Annotated in this window: 1 protein-coding gene; it reads left to right on the top strand. The window is 72.8% G+C overall.

From position 1 onward, the window contains the following. Positions 1-20 precede the first annotated feature (20 nt). Positions 21-20,435 (top strand): type I polyketide synthase, encoded by a 20,415-nt coding sequence (locus JNO44_RS00515; RefSeq protein ID WP_205360347.1) that lies wholly within the window; start codon positions 21-23, stop codon positions 20,433-20,435. Positions 20,436-20,445 lie beyond the last annotated feature (10 nt).

The following is a 20,445-nucleotide window of genomic DNA, read 5'->3' as shown; positions in this document are numbered from 1 at the left end:
ACCGAACGATTGGCGTCCTGATGTCGAACGAGGAGAAGCTGCGCGAGTACCTCAAGCGCGCAATCGCAGACCTTCACGAGACTCGTCAGCAATTGGACGAGACGGAGGCGAAGCAGCGAGAGCCGATCGCGATCGTCTCGATGGCCTGCCGCTTCCCCGGCGGCGTCCGCGCGCCGGAAGAACTCTGGGCGCTGCTGCGCGACGGAGTCGACGCGATCTCCTCCTTCCCCCGCAACCGCGGCTGGGACCTGGAAGCGCTCTACCACCCCGATCCGGCCCACCAGGGCACTGCCTACGCCCGCGAGGGCGGATTCCTCCACGAGGCAGGCGAGTTCGACCCCGCCTTCTTCGGGATCTCCCCGCGCGAGGCGCTCGCCATGGACCCCCAGCAGCGACTGCTGCTGGAAACCGCCTGGGAAGCCGTCGAAGACGCCGGCATCGACCCGCAGTCCCTCGCGGGCAGCCGCACCGGCGTCTTCGTCGGCACCGGCCACGGCGGGTACGACGCCGAAGGAGGCCGACGCGCAGACGAGGTCGGCGGACACCTGCTGACCGGCAACCACATCAGCATCGCCTCCGGCCGGATCTCCTACGTCCTCGGCCTCGAAGGCCCCGCACTGACCGTGGACACGGCCTGTTCCTCGTCACTGGTCGCCCTGCACCTGGCCATGCACGCGCTGCGACGCGGCGAGTGCACCATGGCCCTGGTGGGCGGCGCGACCGTGATGTCCACGCCGCAGATTTTCGTGGAGTTCTCCCGTCAGCGAGGGCTGGCCCCCGACGGCCGCTGCAAGCCGTTCGCGGCCGCCGCCGACGGCACGGGCTGGAGCGAGGGCGTCGGACTGCTGCTGGTGGAACGGCTCAGCGACGCCGTGCGCAACGGCCATCCCGTGCTCGCCGTGCTGAAGGGCTCGGCCGTCAACCAGGACGGCGCCTCCAACGGCCTGACCGCCCCCAACGGCCCCTCCCAGCAACGCGTCATCCGCCAGGCACTGGCCGGCACGGGCCTGGCCGCCTCGGACATCGACGCCGTGGAGGCGCACGGCACCGGCACCACCCTCGGTGACCCCATCGAGGCGCACGCCCTGCTGGCCACGTACGGGCAGCAGCGCTCCGCGGACCGGCCCGTGTTGATCGGCTCCATGAAGTCCAACATCGGGCACACCCAGGCAGCCGCCGGTATCGCCGGCGTCATGAAGATGGTCCTGGCGATGCGGCACGGGCAACTGCCCAAGTCCCTGCACCTGGACGAGCCCACCGGCCACGTCGACTGGAGCGAGGGCCACGCCAGGCTCCTCACCGAGCCCGAGCCCTGGCCGAGCACCGATCGACCCCGCCGCGCCGCCGTCTCCTCGTTCGGCATCAGCGGCACCAACGCCCACGTCATCCTGGAACAGGCACCCGCCCACGAGGCCGAAGCCGCCCCCGAGCCGGCCGTCCGATCGGGCACGCTGCCCTGGATCCTGTCCGCCCGCACCGAAGCGGCCCTGCGCGCCCAGGCCGAACGCCTCGGCCGCCACGTACGGGACCGTGCCGACCTCGAACCGGCCGCCGTCGCCCACGCCCTGGTGGACACCCGGGCCCTGATGGAACACCGCGCGGTACTCGTCGCGGACGACCGAGAGGCGTTCCTGGACGGCCTGGACGCCCTGGCCACCGGCCGCAGCGCCAACGGCCTGGTCAGTGACGTCGCCGCCCAGACCACCACCGCGTTCCTCTTCGCGGGACAGGGCTCCCAGCGCCTGGGCATGGGGCGCGAACTGCACGCCGCGCACCCCGAGTTCGCGGCGGCCTTCGACGCGGTGTGCGCCGAGCTCGACCCGCACCTGGACCGGCCGCTGCGCGACGTGGTCTTCGCCGACGAAGGCAGCGCGGACGCCGCCCTCCTCGACCGGACCGCCTACACCCAGGCCGCCCTCTTCGCACTGGAAACCGCGCTGTTCCGGCTCGTCGAATCCTGGGGCGTGGCGCCCCGGTTCGTCGCCGGCCACTCCATCGGCGAGATCACCGCCGCCCACGTCAGCGGCGTACTGACCCTCCAGGACGCCGCGCGACTGGTCGCCGCGCGGGGCACCCTCATGCAGGCACTGCCCGAAGGCGGCGCCATGGTGGCGATCCAGGCCACCGAGGAGGAGATCCGCGACAGCCTCGCGGACTACGAGGGGAAGGTCTCCCTCGCCGCCGCCAACGGGCCCGACTCGACCGTCATCTCGGGCGACGAACAGGCCGTGACCGAGATCGCGGCGCACTGGGCGGCCCAGGACCGCCGCACCAAACGCCTGCGGGTCAGTCACGCCTTCCACTCCCCGCACATGGACGGCATGCTGGAGGACTTCCGGTCCGTCGCCCGCGACCTGACCTTCCACGCGCCCCGCATCCCCGTGGTGTCCACGGTGACCGGCGAGCTCGCCACCGCAGACGAACTGTGCTCGCCCGACTACTGGGTCCGACAGGTCCGCGAAGCGGTCCGCTTCTGCGCCGCCGTGCGCACCCTCGAAGCCGAGGGCGTCACCACCTTCGTGGAGATCGGCCCCGACGGCGTCCTCACCCCCATGGTCCAGGACTGCCTGACCACCCTCGACGAGCCCGTCCCCCCTGTCCTCGTCTCCCTGCTGCGCACCGGCCGCCCGGAAGCCTCCACCCTCACCACGGGCATCGCCACCGCCTTCGCGCACGGCGTCCACGTCGACTGGTCCGCCTGCCTCGGCGCCCGCAACGCTCCCCACGTGCGACTGCCCACCTACGCCTTCCAGCGCCAGTGGTACTGGCTGGACCCGGCCGACCCCGAGCCGGCGGAAGCGGCCGACGCCGTGGCGGGCGAGGCCGGATTCTGGGCCGCCGTCGAACGCGAGGACCTCCAGGAGCTGTCGGCCGTCCTCGCCATCGACGGCAGCGACGCGGACTCCCTCGGCAGCCTCCTGCCCACCCTCTCGTCCTGGCACCGACAGCGCCGGATCCAGGCCGCCGCGGACCGCTTCAGCTACCGCACCCACTGGACCCCGCGCACCGCCTCCAACGGCCCCGCCGCCACGGGGCACTGGCTCGTCGTCCTGCCCCACGGCCGCACCGACGACCCGTGGACCGTCCGCCTCCTGGACGCCCTGCGCGACCAGGGCCTGCACACCGACGTACGGGAACTGCCCGACACAGACGAGCCCGGCGACCCCCTCGCCCGACCCGACGCCCCCCTCGACGGCGTGCTCTCCCTGCTGGCCCTCGACGAACGACCCCACCCGCACCTGCCCTCCGTACCCCGTGGCGTGGCCGCCGCCACCACCCTGCTGCGCGCCCTGGAGACCGCGGGCATCCAGGCACCGCTGTGGTGCGTGACCCGCGGCGCCGTCGCCGTCGACCGGCACGAGGCACTCACCCACCCCGTACAGGCCCAGACATGGGGCCTGGGCCGGGTCGCCGCGCTGGAGTCCCCGCAGACCTGGGGCGGGCTCGTCGACCTCCCCGAGAACCTGGACGGGCGGACCGTCGCCGCGCTGCTGCGCACCCTCGCGGGGGAGGAGGACCAGGTCGCGATCCGCCCGGCCGGGGTCTTCACCCGCCGCCTGGAACGGGTCACCCCCGGCGACACCGACGCCCCGTGGCACACCCACGGCACCGTCCTGGTCACCGGCGGCACCGGCGCCCTCGGCACCCACCTCGCCCACTGGCTGGTCGACGCCGGAGCCCAACACCTCGTGCTCACCAGCCGCCGCGGCCCACAGGCCCCCGGCGCACCGGAACTCGCGGCCGCACTCACCGACCGCGGCGTCGAGGTGACCCTGGCCGCCTGCGACGCCGCCGACCGCGACGCCCTGGCGGCCGTCCTCGCGGACATCCCGCCCCACCTGCCGCTCACCGGCGTCGTCCACGCCGCGGGCGTCCTCGACGACGGCGTGCTGGACGCGCTCACCCCCGAGCGCTTCGAGACCGTGCTGCGCCCCAAGGCGCAGGCCGCGCAGAACCTGCACGAACTCACCCGGGACCTGGACCTGGACCACTTCGTGCTGTTCTCCTCCATCGTCGGCGTCCTGGGCAATGCCGGCCAGGCCAACTACGCCGCCGCCAACGCCTACCTGGACGCCCTCGCCGAGCACCGCCACCGGCAGGGGCTCCCGGCCACCTCCGTGTCCTGGGGCCCCTGGGCGGGCGACGGCATGGCCACCGACAGCGACGCCGCCGACCGGATGCGCCGCGACGGGCTGCTGCCCATGCCCCCGGCCCCCGCGCTCGCCGCCCTGCGCCAGGCCCTCGCCCAGGGCATGACGCACATGACCGTGGCCGACATCGACTGGAGCGCCTACGCCCCCGCCCTGACCGCCGTCCGCCCCAGCCCCCTCATCGGCGACCTGCCCGAGGCCCGCCGCGCGGTCCGCCCCGCGGACGGCCCGCGCGGGGAAGCCTCCCCCCTTCGCGACCGGATCGGTGCACTGCCGCCCGCCGAACAGGAAAAGGCGTTCCTGGCCATGGTCAGGGAAGAGGCCGCCAAGGTCCTCGGCCACCCCTCACCGGACACCGTCGACGCCCAACGCGCCTTCCGCGAGCAGGGATTCGACTCGCTGATGGCGGTCGACCTGCGCAACCGGCTCTCCGCCGCGACGGGCCTGCGGCTGCCCACCACCCTGCTGTTCGACCACCCCACTTCCGTCGCGGTCGCCGCGTACCTGCGCGCCGAGGTCCTCGGCGCCGCGGGCCCCGCCACGGTCGTGCGGGCGTCGGCCGCCACCCTCGACGAACCGGTGGCGATCGTCGGCATGGCCTGCCGCTTCCCCGGCGGCGTGGACTCACCCGCGGCCCTGTGGCGGCTCCTGGCCGAGGGCGGCGACGCCATCACCCCCATGCCGGCCGACCGCGGCTGGGACCTGGACCGGGTCTTCCACCCCGACCCCGACCACCAGGGCACCAGCTACGCCCGCGGCGGCGGCTTCCTGCACGGCGTGGCCGGCTTCGACGCGGACTTCTTCGGCATCTCGCCGCGCGAGGCCCTCGCCATGGACCCGCAGCAGCGGCTGCTCCTGGAAACCACCTGGGAGGTGCTCGAACAGGCCGGAATCGACCCGGAGTCCCTGCGCGGCAGCAGCACCGGTGTCTTCGCCGGCACCAACACCCAGGACTACGGCACGGTGCTGGACACCGCACAGGACGAGGCAAGCGGGCACCGGCTCACCGGCAACGCGATGAGCGTCGTCTCGGGCCGGGTCTCCTACACCTTCGGCTTCGAAGGACCGGCCGTGACGGTGGACACGGCGTGCTCCTCCTCGCTGGTGGCCCTGCACATGGCCGCGCAGTCGCTGCGCCAGGGCGAGTGCTCGCTGGCGGTGGCGGGCGGCGTGACGGTGATGTCCACGCCGTCCTCCTTCGTGGAGTTCGCCCGGCAGCGTGGGCTGGCCCCCGATGGCCGCTGCAAGCCGTTCGCGTCGGCCGCCGACGGAACCGGCTGGAGCGAGGGCGTCGGCCTGCTGCTGGTGGAGCGGCTGTCCGACGCCCGCCGCAACGGCCACCAGATCCTCGCCGTCGTCCGCGGCTCGGCCGTCAACCAGGACGGCGCGTCCAACGGCCTGAGCGCACCCAGCGGCCCCTCCCAGCAGCGTGTGATCCGACAGGCCCTGGCCAACGCCCAGCTGGCCGCCTCCGAAGTCGACGCCGTGGAGGCGCACGGCACGGGTACGACGCTCGGCGACCCGATCGAGGCCCAGGCACTGCTGGCCACCTACGGCCAGGAGCACCCGCCGGAGCAGCCGTTGCTGCTGGGCGCGGTGAAGTCCAACCTCGGACACACCCAGGCCGCCGCCGGTGTGGCGGGCGTGATGAAGATGGTGCTGGCGATGCGGCACGGAATGCTGCCGCGCACCCTGCACGTCGACGAACCCACCGGGCACGTCGACTGGACCGCCGGCGCCGTCGAACTGCTCACCGAGAACACGGACTGGCCCGAGACCGGCCACCCGCGACGGGCCGCCGTCTCCGCGTTCGGCATCAGCGGTACCAACGCACACGTGGTCCTGGAACTGCCCCCGGCCACAGAACCCGCAGCACCCGCCGCCACCCACGACGGCACGGACGCCACCCCTGAAGGGACGGTACCGCTGCTGCTCTCCGCCAAGAGCGAGAGCGCCCTGCGCTCCCAGGCGGCCCGACTCCACTCCCACCTCGACCGCGAGGCCGCGCCTCGGCTCACGGACGTCTCCCACACGCTGACGCGCCGCACGGCCTTCGCCCACCGCGCGGCCGTCCGCGCCCACGACCACGCCACCACGCTGCGGGCCCTGACCGCACTCGCCGCCGGTGAGGCCGACCCCGCCCTGGACACCGGCACGGCCCACCCCGGCCGGGACGCCGTCCTCTTCTCCGGCCAAGGGGCACAACGCCTCGGCATGGGCCGCGAGTTGTACGGCCGCTATCCGGTCTTCGCGGCGGCGTTCGACGCCGTATGCGCCGCCCTGGACGAGCACCTGGACCGCCCCCTGCGGGACGTGGTGTGGGGCGAGGACGCGGAAGAGCTGAACCAGACGGCCTACGCCCAGGCCGGACTGTTCGCCATCGAGGTGGCCCTGTTCCGGCTCGTGGAGTCCTGGGGCGTCAGCCCGCAGTACGTGGCCGGACACTCCGTGGGCGAGATCGCCGCCGCGCATGTCGCCGGGGTGTTCTCCCTGGCCGATGCCTGTGCACTGGTGGCGGCCCGCGGACGGCTGATGCAGGCACTGCCCGCCGGCGGCGCGATGGTGGCGCTCCAGGCCACCGAGGAGGAGGTGCTCCCGCACCTGACCGACGACGTCGCGATCGCCGCCGTGAACGGCCCCCGGGCCACCGTGGTCTCCGGCGCCGAGGCCGCCGTGCACGCGCTCACCGCGCACTTCGAAGCGGAGGGCCGCAAGACCACCCGACTGCGGGTCTCGCACGCCTTCCACTCACCGCTGATGGAGCCGATGCTGGCCGACTTCCGCGCCGTCGCCGAGGGCCTGTCCTACGGCGCGCCGGAACTGTCCGTCGTCTCGAACGTGACCGGCGCACTCGCCACCCCGGACCAACTGCGCACCCCCGAGTACTGGGTGACCCACGTGCGCGCAGCGGTGCGCTTCGCCGACGGCATCCGCGCCCTGAGCGCGCAGGGTGTGACGCGCTTCCTGGAACTGGGCCCCGACGGCACGCTCACGGCCATGGCCCGCGAGTCGCTCCCGGACGGCGACACCGCCGACCCGAGCGCTCCCGCGGAGAGCGTTCTCGTCCCCGCCCTGCGCCGGGACCGCCCCGAGGAGGCGACCCTCCTCGGGGCCCTGACCCAACTGCACGTGCGCGGCGCGGAGATCGACTGGACCTCGTTCCCGGCTGTCCGGGACGCGCGCACCGTCGACCTGCCGACGTACGCCTTCCAGCACCAGCGGTACTGGCCGACGCCCGACCACACCCGCACCGGGGACATCGGCGCCGTCGGCCTCGAAGCCGCCGGGCACCCGCTGTTGAGCGCCGCCGTGGAACTGCCCGACGGCGACGGTGTGCTGTTCACCACGCGCCTGTCGCTCGCCTCCCACCCGTGGCTGGCCGGACACGCCATCATGGGCTCGGTCCTGCTGCCGGGCACGGCATTCGTCGAACTCGCGGTCCGCGCCGCCGACGAGGTGGGCTGCGACCGCGTCGACGAACTGACCCTGGCCGCCCCGCTCGTCCTGCCCGAGCACGGCGGCGTGCACCTCCAGCTGCACGTGGGCCCCGCCGATGAGGCGGGACGCCGCACCTTCAGCGCACGCTCCAGGGTCGAGGGCGACGGCGACCACCCGTGGGTGCAGCACGCCACCGGCGCACTCGCCGTCGACCCGCGGCCGGCCGCCACCGACATCGACTTCGCCGCGGCGCCCTGGCCGCCCGCCGACGCCGAGCCCGTCGACCTGACCGACTTCTACCCTCGCCTGGCCGACCGCGGATTCGACTACGGCCCGCACTTCCAGGGCCTGCGCGCCGCATGGCGCCGTGGCGACGAGGTCTTCGCCGACGTCGCCCTGCCGGTCGCCGCCGAAGGCGAAGCACCGTCCTACGGCCTGCACCCGGCGCTGCTCGACGCGGCCCTGCACGTCGTGACGTTCAACGGCATCGAGCAGAACGTCGTGCCGTTCGCCTGGGAAGGTGTCTCGCTGCACGCCTCCGGCGCCGCGGCGGTACGGGTCCGGGTCACTCGCCACGGTGGCGACACGGTATCCGTGGACGTCGCCGACACCGCGGGCGGAGCCGTAGCCTCCATCGGCGCTCTCGTCGTGCGGCAGGTCTCCGCCGACCAGTGGGACAGCGGCACGAACCCGGTCGGCCGCGACGCGCTCTTCCGCGTCCAGTGGACCCCCGTACGCCTGCCCCCGGCCGGCGCAGCGGAGTCCGTCGCCGCGATCGGCGTCCCCGAGGGATCGTCGGCCGAGTGGTCCGCGGACCTGGTCGAGCACTACGCGGATCTGGACTCCCTCGCCGCATCCGGCCGGGCGCACGGCACGGTGTTGGCGCCGGTGGCGGCCGCCCCCGACGGACCCGACACGGTGGAGTCCGTCCACGCCGCTACTGCGCGGGCGCTGGACACGATGCAGTCGTGGCTGGCGGACGACCGGTTCGCCACCTCGCGCCTGGTGTTCGTCACGCGCGGCGCGGTCGTCGGAGCGGACCTCGCGGCCGCCGCGGTGTGGGGCCTGGTGCGGTCGGCGCAGTCGGAGAACCCGGGCCGCTTCGTCCTGGTGGACCTGGACGAGGATGCCGAAGTGGCGATCCTGCCAAGGGCGTTGGCGTCGGACGAGCCGCAGCTGTCGCTGCGCGGCGGCGAGGCGCTGGCCCCGCGACTGGCCCGCGCCCAGGCGCAGCAGGCCCATGTCTGGGACGCGGCCGGCACGGTCCTGATCACCGGCGGTACGGGTGGTCTGGGTCGTACGGTGGCCCGGCATCTGGTGGTCGAGCACGGGGTGCGGAGCCTGCTGCTGGTGAGCCGTCGTGGTCCGGCTGCGGAGGGGGCCGAGGAACTGGTCGCCGAGCTGGCCGAGCACGGTGCGCAGGCCCTCGTGGAGGCGTGTGACGTGTCCGATGCGGTGGCTGTAGCGGACCTGATCGTCCGTCATGCTCCATCGGCCGTGGTGCATACGGCCGGCGTGTTGGACGACGGTGTGGTGGCGTCGTTGACGCCGGAGCGGTTGGCTGCGGTGTTGCGTCCGAAGGTGGATGCGGCGTGGCATCTGCACGAGGCCACCAAGGGCAGGGACTTGGACGCGTTCGTGGTGTTCTCGTCCGTGGCCGGCACGATCGGCAGTTCCGGCCAGGCCAACTACGCGGCGGCCAACGCCTTCTTGGACGGTTTGGCGCAGCATCGTCGTGCGGCGGGTCTGCCTGCGGTGTCGTTGGCGTGGGGTCCCTGGTCCCAGGACAGCGGCATGACCGGCACCCTCACCGACGCAGATCTGCAGCGCATCGCCCGCCAGGGCATGCCCCCGCTCTCCGCCGAGCAGGGCGTCGCCCTCTTCGACGCCGCACTGGCGGCCGGGGACGCCCACATGCTCCCCGTGCGCTTCGACCTGGCGGGCTTGCGCGAGCAGGGAGAGGTGCCCGCACTGTTGCGCGGCCTGATCAGGACCCGCGCCCGGCGCTCGACGGTGGCCGGCTCGACCGCTGTCGCCGGCCTGGTGGGGCGCCTGTCCGGACTGGGCGCGGTGGAACGGCGCGAGGCGCTGCTGGACCTGGTACGCGCCCAGATCGCCGTGGTCCTGGGCCACGCGAACCCGGAGACCGTCGACCCGGACCGGGCCTTCCAGGACCTCGGCTTCGACTCGCTGACCGCGGTCGAGCTGCGCAACCGGCTCAACGACGCGACCGGCATGCGCCTTTCGTCCACCGCCGTCTTCGACTACCCCACGGCCGGCACGCTCGTCGACTTCCTGCTCGACGAGTTGTTCGACGCGCAGGAGGAGGTCGAGCTGCCGACAGTGCCGTCACCGGCGGGGGCCGCGGACGACCCGGTGGTGATCGTCGGCATGAGCTGCCGCTACCCGGGAGGCGTCGCCTCGCCCGAGGACCTGTGGCGGCTGGTGTCCGAGGGCGTGGACGCGATCTCGGACTTCCCCACCGACCGTGGTTGGGACATGGCGGCCCTCCACAACCCGGACCCCGAGGCGTTCGGTACCTCGTACACGCGCTCCGGTGGCTTCCTTCACCAGGCCGCGGAGTTCGACCCCGAGTTCTTCGGGATGAGCCCCCGGGAAGCGCTGGCGACGGACTCGCAGCAGCGGCTGCTGCTGGAAACGACCTGGGAGGCCATCGAACGGACCGGCATCGACCCGTCGTCGCTGCGCGGCAGCCGGACCGGTGTCTTCGCGGGAGTGATGTACACCGATTACGAAGACCTCCTCGTCGGCGACCAGTTCGAGGGCTTCCGCAGCAACGGCAGCGCGGCGAGCATCGCCTCCGGCCGGGTGTCCTACACCTTCGGTTTCGAGGGTCCGGCGGTGACGGTGGACACCGCGTGCTCGTCGTCGCTGGTGGCGTTGCACCTGGCGGCCCAGGCGCTGCGGGCGGGGGAGTGCTCGCTGGCGCTCGCCGGTGGCGTGACGGTGATGTCCACCCCGACGACGTTCGTGGAGTTCTCGCGTCAGCGCGGACTGGCGGCGGACGGGCGCTGCAAGGCGTTCTCCGACGCGGCCGACGGTGTCGGCTGGGGCGAGGGCGTCGGCATGCTCGTGCTGGAGCGCCTGTCGGACGCGCGCCGTCTCGGGCACCGGGTGCTGGCGGTGGTGCGTGGTTCCGCGGTGAACCAGGACGGTGCGTCGAACGGGTTGACCGCGCCGAACGGCCCGTCCCAGCAGCGGGTGATCCGGCAGGCGTTGGCCAGCGCGGGTCTGTCGGCGGCGGACGTGGACGCGGTCGAGGCGCACGGTACGGGTACGACGTTGGGTGACCCGATCGAGGCGCAGGCGCTGTTGGCCACCTACGGTCGCGAGCGGCCGGAGGACCGGCCGTTGCTGGTGGGTACGGTCAAGTCCAACGTCGGTCATGCGCAGGCGGCTTCCGGCGTCGCCGGTGTCATCAAGATGGTGTTGGCGATGCGGCACGGTGTGCTGCCCCGGACGCTGCACGTCGACCAGCCGTCGACGCACGTGGACTGGAGCGCCGGCGCCGTGGAGTTGCTGACGTCCGAGACGCAGTGGCCACAGGGCGACGGGCCGCGTCGTGCGGGCGTCTCCTCCTTCGGCGTCAGCGGGACGAACGCGCACGTCATCCTGGAGCAGCCCGAGCCGATTGCGGACGACGCCGTACCGGATGCGGTCGGAGACGAGCCCGGCGCCCTGGCGTGGGTGCTCTCCGCCAGGAACGAGGTCGCGCTGCGCGGCCAGGCGGCACGCCTGCTGCCGCTCGTCGCCGGCCGTGATACGCGGTCCGCACGGGACATCGGCCACTCGCTGGTGACCGGACGGACGAGCTTCCCCCATCGCGCCGTGGTGTGGGGACAGGACTGCGAGGCGCTGGTGCTCGCCCTGTCCGCACTCGCGGTGGGCGAGGCCGACGCAGGTCTGGCGGAGGGCACCTCCGGCGGGGGGAAGACGGCCTTCTTGTTCTCGGGCCAGGGTTCGCAACGCCTGGGAATGGGCCGTGAGCTGCATGCTCGTCATCCGGTCTTCGCGGAGGCGTTCGATGCGGTGTGTGCCGCGTTGGACGAGCATCTGGAGCGCCCCCTGCGGGACGTGGTGTGGGGCGAGGATGCGGAGCTGCTGAACCAGACGGCCTACGCCCAGGCCGGGTTGTTCGCGATCGAGGTGGCGCTGTACCGGTTGGCGGAGTCGTGGGGCGCTCGCGCCGACTTCGTGACGGGGCATTCGATCGGTGAAGTCGCCGCGGCGCACGTGGCGGGGGTCTTCTCCCTGCCGGATGCGTGTGCGCTGGTGGCGGCCCGGGGCCGGCTGATGCAGGCGCTGCCGGCCGGTGGCGCGATGGTGGCCGTCCGGGCGACGGAGCAGGAGGTTCTGCCGCACCTGACGGAGACGGTGTCGATCGCGGCGATCAACGGCCCGACGTCGGTGGTGGTCTCCGGCGCCGAGGAGACGGTCCTGTCGATCGCGGCGCACTTCGAGGGGGAGGGCCGCAAGACCACCAGGCTGCGGGTCTCGCACGCCTTCCACTCACCGCTCATGGAACCGATGCTGGCCGACTTCCGCGCGGTGGTGGCACGGCTGTCCTTCGGCACGCCGACGATCCCCGTCGTCTCGAACCTGACGGGCCGGATCGCCCAGCCCGAACAGCTCGGCCAGGCCGACTACTGGGTCCGGCACGTCCGCGAAGCGGTGCGCTTCGCGGACGGGGTGGCGGCTCTGCACGCAGAGGGGGTGACGCGCTTCCTCGAACTCGGCCCGGACGGCGTGCTGTCGGCGATGGCGCAGGAGTCGCTACCGGACGACGCCGAGCTCGCTCCCGCACTGCGCAAGGGCCGGCCGGAGCAGACGGAACTGCTGGGTGCCCTGGCGCAGCTGTACGTCCGGGGCGCGAGCATGGACTGGGCGGCGCTGTACGCCGGTACGGGTGCGCGGTGGATGGATCTGCCGACGTATGCGTTCCAGCACGAACGGTTCTGGCCGTCGGGCCGGGTGGCGCGCTCGGGTGATGTGCGGTTCGCGGGCCTGGATTCCGCGGAGCATCCGCTGCTCGGTGCGGCGGTGCAACTGGCGGGCTCGGGTGGGCTGTTGTTCACCGGTCGGCTGTCGGTCTCCGCGCATCCGTGGCTGGCGGATCACGTGGTGCTGGGGTCCGTGCTGGTGCCCGGCACGGCACTGGTGGAACTGGTGCTGCGGGCAGCCGACGAGGTCGGCTGTGACCTGCTGGAGGAACTGACGTTGGCCGCGCCGCTGGTGCTGCCCGCATCGGGCAGCGGCGTACAGGTACAGGTGTGGCTGGGCGAACCGGATGGTTCGGGCCGCCGGTCGGCGTCGGTACATGCGCGTGAGGGCGAGGGCCCCTGGACACTGCACGCCAGCGGCGTGGTGACCTCGGGGGCCGAAGCGGTCGCCTTCGACCTCGCGGAATGGCCCCCCAAGGGCGCGGAGCCGGTGGACGTGGCGGACTGCTACGACACACTCGCCGATGCAGGGCTCACGTACGGCCCGGTGTTCCGGGGCCTGCGTGCGGCGTGGAAGCGCGGCGAGGAGGTCTACGCCGACGTGAGCCTTCCGGAAGGCACGGAGGGCCGTGCCTACGGCCTGCACCCCGCGCTCTTCGACGCCGCTCTGCACGCGGCGGCGTCGGGCGGCGTGGAAGCGGGCGGAGTCCCCTTCGCGTGGAGCGGAGTCTCCCTGCACGCCTCCGGGGCCTCCCACCTCCGTGTCCGGATCCGTGGCACGGCCAATGGGATGTCGGTCGCGATGGCGGACACCTCCGGCGCGCCGGTGGCCTCCGTGGAGTCGCTGGTGGTGCGTCCGCTCTCGGCCGGGCAGGTGCAGGCCGCCGGCCGTGACGCCCTCTTCAAGGTCGACTGGGCGCCCGTCCCGCTCAACGACGAACGCGTCGAGCTCGGCACCGCTCCGGACGGCGAGCCACTGTCGGACCTCGGGGAGCTGGAGACCCTGGCGGGAGCGACCGTGCCCGGGACGGTCCTGGTCGCACCGCCCGCCGGTGGCGGCGACGTGGTGGAGTCCGTGCATCGCACGGCCGCCTGGGCCTTGGACCTGGTCCAGTCCTGGCTGGCCGAGGAGCGGTTCGCCTCCTCGCGCCTGGTGTTCGTGACGCGTGGCGCGGTGTCCGGTGCGGATCTCGCGGCCGGCGCCGTCCAGGGCCTGGTGCGGTCGGCGCAGTCGGAGAACCCCGGCCGCTTCGGCCTGGTGGACCTGGACGACGCCGCCGATGTGACCGTGCTGGCGCAAGGGCTCGCGACCGACGAGCCCGAACTGCTGGTGCGTGGCGGCGAAGTGCTGGCACCGCGACTGGCCCGGACCCAGTCCGAGCACACGATGACCTGGGCCACCTCCGGCACGGTTCTGATCACTGGTGGCACCGGTGGCCTGGGGCGCGCTGTCGCACGGCATTTGGTGGCCGCGCATGGGGTGCGGAGTCTGCTGCTGGTCAGTCGGAGAGGCCAGGCTGCCGAGGGGGTTCCGGAGCTCGTGGCCGAGCTCCGCGGCGGCGACGCCGAAGTAGCCGTCGAGGCGTGCGATGTGTCGGACCCGGCGGCGGTGGCTGATCTGGTGGCGCGGTATCGGATCGGTGCGGTGGTGCATACCGCCGGTGTGTTGGATGACGGTGTGGTGGAGTCGTTGACCGCGGAGCGGTTGGCTGCGGTGCTGCGTCCGAAGGTGGACGCGGCGTGGCATCTGCACGAGGCGACCAGGCATCTGGACCTGGACGCGTTCGTGGTGTTCTCGTCCGTGGCGGGGGCGTTCGGCAGTTCCGGTCAGGGGAACTACGCGGCGGGCAACGCGTTCTTGGACGCGTTGGCGCGGCATCGTCGTGCGGCGGGTCTGCCCGCGGTGTCGTTGGCGTGGGGGCCGTGGTCCCAGGACAGCGGGATGACCGGTGCGCTGACCGATGCGGACGTGCAGCGGATCGCCCGTCAGGGCATGCCGCCGCTGTCCGTCGAGGAGGGACTGGCGCTCTTCGACGCCGCGCTCGGCACCACCGAGCCCGCGCCGTTGCCCGTCCGCCTGGACCTCGCGGCGCTCCGCGCGCAGGGCGAGCCCCAGGCACTGCTGCGTGGCCTGGTCCGTACGCGGACCCGCCGATCCGGTGCCGTCGAGGCATCCGGCATCGCGCAGCGCCTGACCGGGCTGTCCATGGCGGAGCGGCGCGCGGCGCTGCTGGATGTCGTACGTGTCCAGATCGCGACGGTCCTGGGCCACGCGAGCCCTGAGACGGTCGACCCGGACCGGGCCTTCCAGGACCTCGGCTTCGACTCCCTGACCGCCATCGAACTCCGCAACCTGCTGGGCAAGACCACCGGACTGCGGCTCCCGGCGACGGCCGTGTTCGACTATCCGACGGCCGACGCCCTGGCGGGTCACCTCCTGGACGAGTTGTTCGGCGCGGAGACCGAGACGCCGCTCCCGGTGTCCGCCCTCCCGTCCCTGGCGGACGACCCCGTGGTGATCGTCGGCATGAGCTGCCGCTTCCCGGGCGGCGTCGCCTCGCCCGAGGACCTGTGGCGGCTGGTGTCCGAGGGCGTGGACGCGGTGTCCGACTTCCCCACCGACCGCGGCTGGGAAATCGACGACACCTACGACCCCGACCGCGAAGGCGCCATCGCCACCCGCTCCGGTGGCTTCCTCCACCAGGCCGCGGAGTTCGACCCCGAGTTCTTCGGGATGAGCCCCCGAGAGGCACTGACCACCGACGCCCAGCAGCGGCTGCTGCTGGAGACGACCTGGGAGGCGCTGGAGCGCGCCGGTATGGACCCGGCCACGCTGCGCGGCAGCCGTACCGGCGTCTTCGCCGGCGTGATGTACCACGACTACTCGACGCTGCTGTCCGGCCGCGAGTTCGAGGGGTACCAGGGCAGCGGCAGCGCGGGCAGTGTCGCCTCCGGACGGGTGTCGTACACGTTCGGTTTCGAAGGTCCCGCCATCACGGTGGACACGGCGTGCTCGTCGTCTCTGGTGGCGCTGCACCTGGCCGCGCAGTCGCTGCGCCAGGGCGAGTGCTCGCTGGCGCTCGCGGGTGGCGTGACGGTGATGTCGACCCCGGCGACGTTCGTGGAGTTCTCCCGCCAGGGCGGGCTCTCCCAGGATGGTCGCTGCAAGGCGTTCGCCGATGGGGCCGACGGGGTCGGCTGGGGTGAGGGCGTCGGAATCCTGGTGCTGGAGCGCCTGTCCGACGCGCGCCGCAACGGACACCGGATTCTGGCGACGGTGCGGGGCAGCGCGGTGAATCAGGACGGCGCGTCGAACGGGTTGACGGCGCCGAATGGTCCGTCGCAGCAGCGCGTCATTCGACAGGCGTTGGCGAGTGCGGGTCTGTCTGCCGCGGATGTGGATGCGGTGGAGGCGCACGGTACGGGTACGACGTTGGGCGACCCGATCGAGGCGCAGGCGCTGTTGGCCACCTACGGTCAGGGGCGGTCGGCGGATCGGCCGCTGTTGTTGGGCTCGGTCAAGTCGAACATCGGTCATGCACAGGCGGCTTCGGGTGTCGCGGGTGTGATCAAGATGGTGTTGGCGATGCGTCATGGTGTGCTTCCGCGGACGCTGCATGTGGATGAACCGTCGTCGCATGTGGATTGGGACGCCGGTGCCGTTGAGCTGCTGACGTCCGCGGTGGAGTGGCGGCAGGGGGACGGGCCACGTCGTGCGGGCGTCTCCTCCTTCGGCATCAGTGGCACGAACGCGCATGTGATCCTGGAACAGCCCGAACCGGTCGCCGCCGTCCCCGAGCCGGAGGAGGCCGCCGACGCATCGACCGGCACGCCGGTGCCGGTGCTGCTGTCGGGTCGGAGCGAGCCGGCGTTGCGGGCCCAGGCGGCACGACTGCTGTCCCGGCTGGCCGACGGCGAACCGGAGCTGCGGGCCACGGATGTCGCCTACGCGCTGGCGACGGGCCGCTCGGCCTTCCAGGACCGCGCGGTGATACTGGCCGAGGACCGGAAGGGCCTGCTGCGCTCGTTGTCCGCCCTGGCCGAGGGCCGCAGCGAGGCGGCCGTGGTGGCGCAGGGCCGGGCCGGCACGGGCAAGCTGGCCTTCTTGTTCTCGGGTCAGGGGTCCCAACGCCTCGGCATGGGACGTGAGTTGTACGGCCGCTATCCGGTCTTCGCGGAGGCGTTCGACGCCGTCTGCGCCGCGCTGGACGAGCATCTGGAGCGCCCCCTGCGGGACGTGGTGTGGGGCGAGGACGCGGAAGCGCTGAACCAGACTGCTTACGCCCAGGCGGGCTTGTTCGCGATCGAGGTGGCGCTGTACCGCCTGCTGGAGTCGTGGGGCGTGCGCCCGGCCCAGTTGCTGGGACACTCCGTCGGGGAAATCGCCGTGGCGCACGTCGCGGGGGTCTTCTCCCTGCCGGATGCGTGTGCGCTGGTGGCGGCCCGGGGCCGGCTGATGCAGGCGCTGCCGGCCGGTGGCGCGATGGTGGCCGTCCGGGCGACGGAGCAGGAGGTCCTGCCGCACCTGACGGAGACGGTGTCGATCGCGGCGATCAACGGCCCGACGTCGGTGGTGGTCTCCGGCGCCGAGGACGCGGTGCTCGCCATCGCGACGCACTTCGAAGCCGACGGCCGCAAGACCACCAGGCTGCGGGTCTCGCACGCCTTCCACTCACCGCTCATGGAACCGATGCTGGCCGACTTCCGCGCCGTCGCCGACCGCATGACGTACCACGCGCCGCGCATCCCCGTGATCTCGAACGTCACCGGCGAGCCCGCCACGGAGGAACAGCTGTGTTCCGCCGGGTACTGGGTGGGTCATGTCCGTGAGGCAGTGCGGTTCGCCGACGGGGTCGGCGCGCTGGAAGCCCAGGGCGTCTCGGCGTACCTGGAGCTCGGCCCGGACGGCGCCCTCGCCGCCCTCGCAGCGGAGTCCGCCGCGGACGATTCGGTACTGACCCCGGTACTGCGCAAGGACCGGCAGGAGGCACCGGCACTCCTCACGGCTGTGGCGCGACTGCATGCCTGCGGCGTGCCTGTCGACTGGTCCGCGGTCTTCGCCGGTACGGGTGCGCGGTGGGTGGATCTGCCGACGTACGCGTTCCAGCACGAGCGGTACTGGCCGTCGGGCCGGGTGGCGCGCTCGGGTGATGTGCGGTTCGCGGGCCTGGATTCCGCGGAGCATCCACTGCTCGGTGCAGCTGTCGAACTGGCCGGCTCGGACGGGGTGTTGTTCACCGGTCGGCTGTCGGTCTCCGCGCATCCGTGGCTGGCGGATCACGTGGTGATGGGGTCCGTGCTGGTGCCCGGCACGGCGCTGGTGGAACTGGTGCTGCGGGCGGCCCACGAGGTGGACTGCGGTGCGGTGGAGGAGCTGACGCTCGCTGCCCCGCTGGTGCTGCCTGCGGCGGACGGCGCGGTCCAGGTGCAGGTGCGGGTGGGCGAGCCCGATGACAGGGGTCGCCGGCCGGTGTCGGTGCACGGACGTGCGGGAGCGGAGCCATGGACCCTGCATGCCGACGGTGTCCTGGCCCCGGCCACCGAGGCGCCGGCGTTCGATGCCCGGATGTGGCCCCCGCAGGGCTCCGAGCCGCTTGACCTGACGGGCTGCTACGAGCAGTTCGCCGACGCCGGGTTCGCCTACGGCCCGGTGTTCCAGGGGCTGCGGGCAGCCTGGAAGGCCGGCGACGACGTCTATGCGGAGGTCGGACTTCCGGAGGGCGCCGACGGTGGCTCCTACGGCCTGCACCCGGCGCTCTTCGACGCGGCGCTGCACGCGGCGCTGCTGGACGGCGCAGGAGCGGAGGAGCGGGGTGTCCCCTTCTCGTGGAGCGGGGTGTCCCTGCACGCGTCCGGTGCCTCCCGGGTGAGGGTCCGCATCCGCGCCACCGCGAACGGCACGTCGATCGCGATCGCGGACACGACGGGCGCTCCGGTGGCTTCGGTAGGAGCCCTGACCGCGCGTCCGATCACCGCCGGGCAGTTGCAGAGCGGCGGCGATTCCCTCTTCAAGGTCGACTGGACCGGGGTCCACCTCACGGCCGAGCCGACGGGTTCCCTCGCCATGCTCGGCAAGGACGCCGAAGGCATCCTCGACGCGCTCTCGCTCCAGACCCACACGGATCTCGACGAGATCGCCCAGGCCGGCGCCCCCGACCTGCTGCTCGTTCCGCCGATGACCGGGACCTGCTCCGACAGCACCGTGGAGTCCGTCCATGCCGCGGCGGCTGGGGCGCTGGAGGTGATCCAGTCGTGGCTGGCGGAGGAGCGGTTCGCCTCCTCGCGCCTGGTGTTCGTGACGCGTGGCGCGGTGTCCGGCGCGGATCTCGCGGGCGCGGCGGTGTGGGGTCTGGTGCGGTCGGCGCAGTCGGAGAACCCCGGGCGCTTCGGCCTCGTGGACGTGGCGGACAACGCCGAAGTGCCCCTCATTCCCATGGCGTTGGCCTCGGACGAGCCGCAGCTGCTGGTGCGCGGCGAACAGGTCCTCACCGCACGGCTGGCCCGGGTGGAACGGCCGGCCGAACCCACAGCCGGGGTCCAATGGGATCCGTCCGGGACGGTTCTGATCACGGGTGGTACCGGTGGCCTGGGGCGTATCGTTGCGCGGCATTTGGTGGCTGTGCACGGGGTGCGGAGTCTGTTGTTGGTCAGTCGCCGTGGGCCGGCCGCGGAAGGTGTCGGTGACTTCGTCGCCGAACTTGCGCAGCATGGCGCGGAGGCGGTTGTCGAGGCGTGCGATGTGTCGGACGCCGCGGCAGTGACTGACCTGGTGGCCCGTCATGCACCGTCAGCGGTGGTGCATACGGCCGGTGTCCTGGATGACGGTGTGGTGGAGTCGTTGACCCCGGAGCGGTTGGCTGCGGTGTTGCGTCCGAAGGTGGATGCGGCGTGGCATCTGCACGAGGCGACCAAGGACCGGGACCTGACCGCGTTCGTGGTGTTCTCGTCCGTGGCGGGCACTGTCGGTAGCCCCGGTCAGGGGAACTATGCGGCGGGCAACGCGTTCTTGGACGCGTTGGCGGTTCATCGTCGTGCGGTGGGGTTGCCTGCGGTGTCGTTGGCGTGGGGTCCTTGGTCCCAGGACAGCGGGATGACCGGTGCCCTCACCGACGTCGACGTGCAGCGTATGGCTCGTCAGGGGATGCCCCCGCTGTCGACGGAGGAGGGTCTGGCCCTCTTCGACACCGCGCTCGGGACGGCCGAGCCCACAACGCTCCCCGTCCGCCTGGACCGCGCCGCGCTCCGCGCACAGGGCGAGCCCCAGGCACTGCTGCGCGGCCTGATCCGTACCCCGGGCCGGCGCGCGGCCGTGACCACGGCCGCGACGGACGGCGACGCGGCAGCTGCCTTCGCGCGGCGGCTGACCGGCCTGTCCGCGGCAGAGGGGCGCGAGGTCGTACTGGACGCCGTGGGCGGCCAGGTCGCGACGGTCCTCGGGCACGCCAGGGGCACGGAGATCGACCCGGACCGCGCCTTCCTGGACATCGGCTTCGACTCCCTGACCGCGGTCGAACTCCGCAACGGCCTGAGCGCCCTCACCGGAATCCGCCTGCCGGCGACCCTGCTCTTCGACTACCCGACGCCGGCGGAGCTGGTCGACCACCTCCACGCCCGGATCGCCCCCGAGCCGGCCTCCGGCCCGGAGGAGCTCCTGGGTGAGCTCGAACGGCTGGAGAAGACCTTCGGCGGGCTCGACGTCACGGAGGAGGTCCACGAGCAGATAGCGGGTCGCCTGGAGGTTCTCCGGGCGAAGTGGGACGCCCTGCGGGAGACCCCCGCGGCAGCCGGGCAGGACGACTCCCGGTCCGATCAGGACTTCGACTTCGAGTCGGCCTCCGACGAGGAGGTCTTCGACCTCCTGGACAACGAGATCGGCCTGTCCTGAACCGCGGGAA

It is taken from the genome of Streptomyces noursei (genome assembly GCF_016917755.1).
Lineage (GTDB): Bacteria > Actinomycetota > Actinomycetes > Streptomycetales > Streptomycetaceae > Streptomyces > Streptomyces yunnanensis.
This window is presented reverse-complemented; position numbering and strand designations above follow the sequence as displayed.

Excerpts from the sequence above, each read along its gene's own strand:
- JNO44_RS00515 (WP_205360347.1), top strand. The coding sequence starts at position 21 with ATGTCGAACGAGGAGAAGCTGCGCGAGTACCTCAAGCGCGCAATCGCA.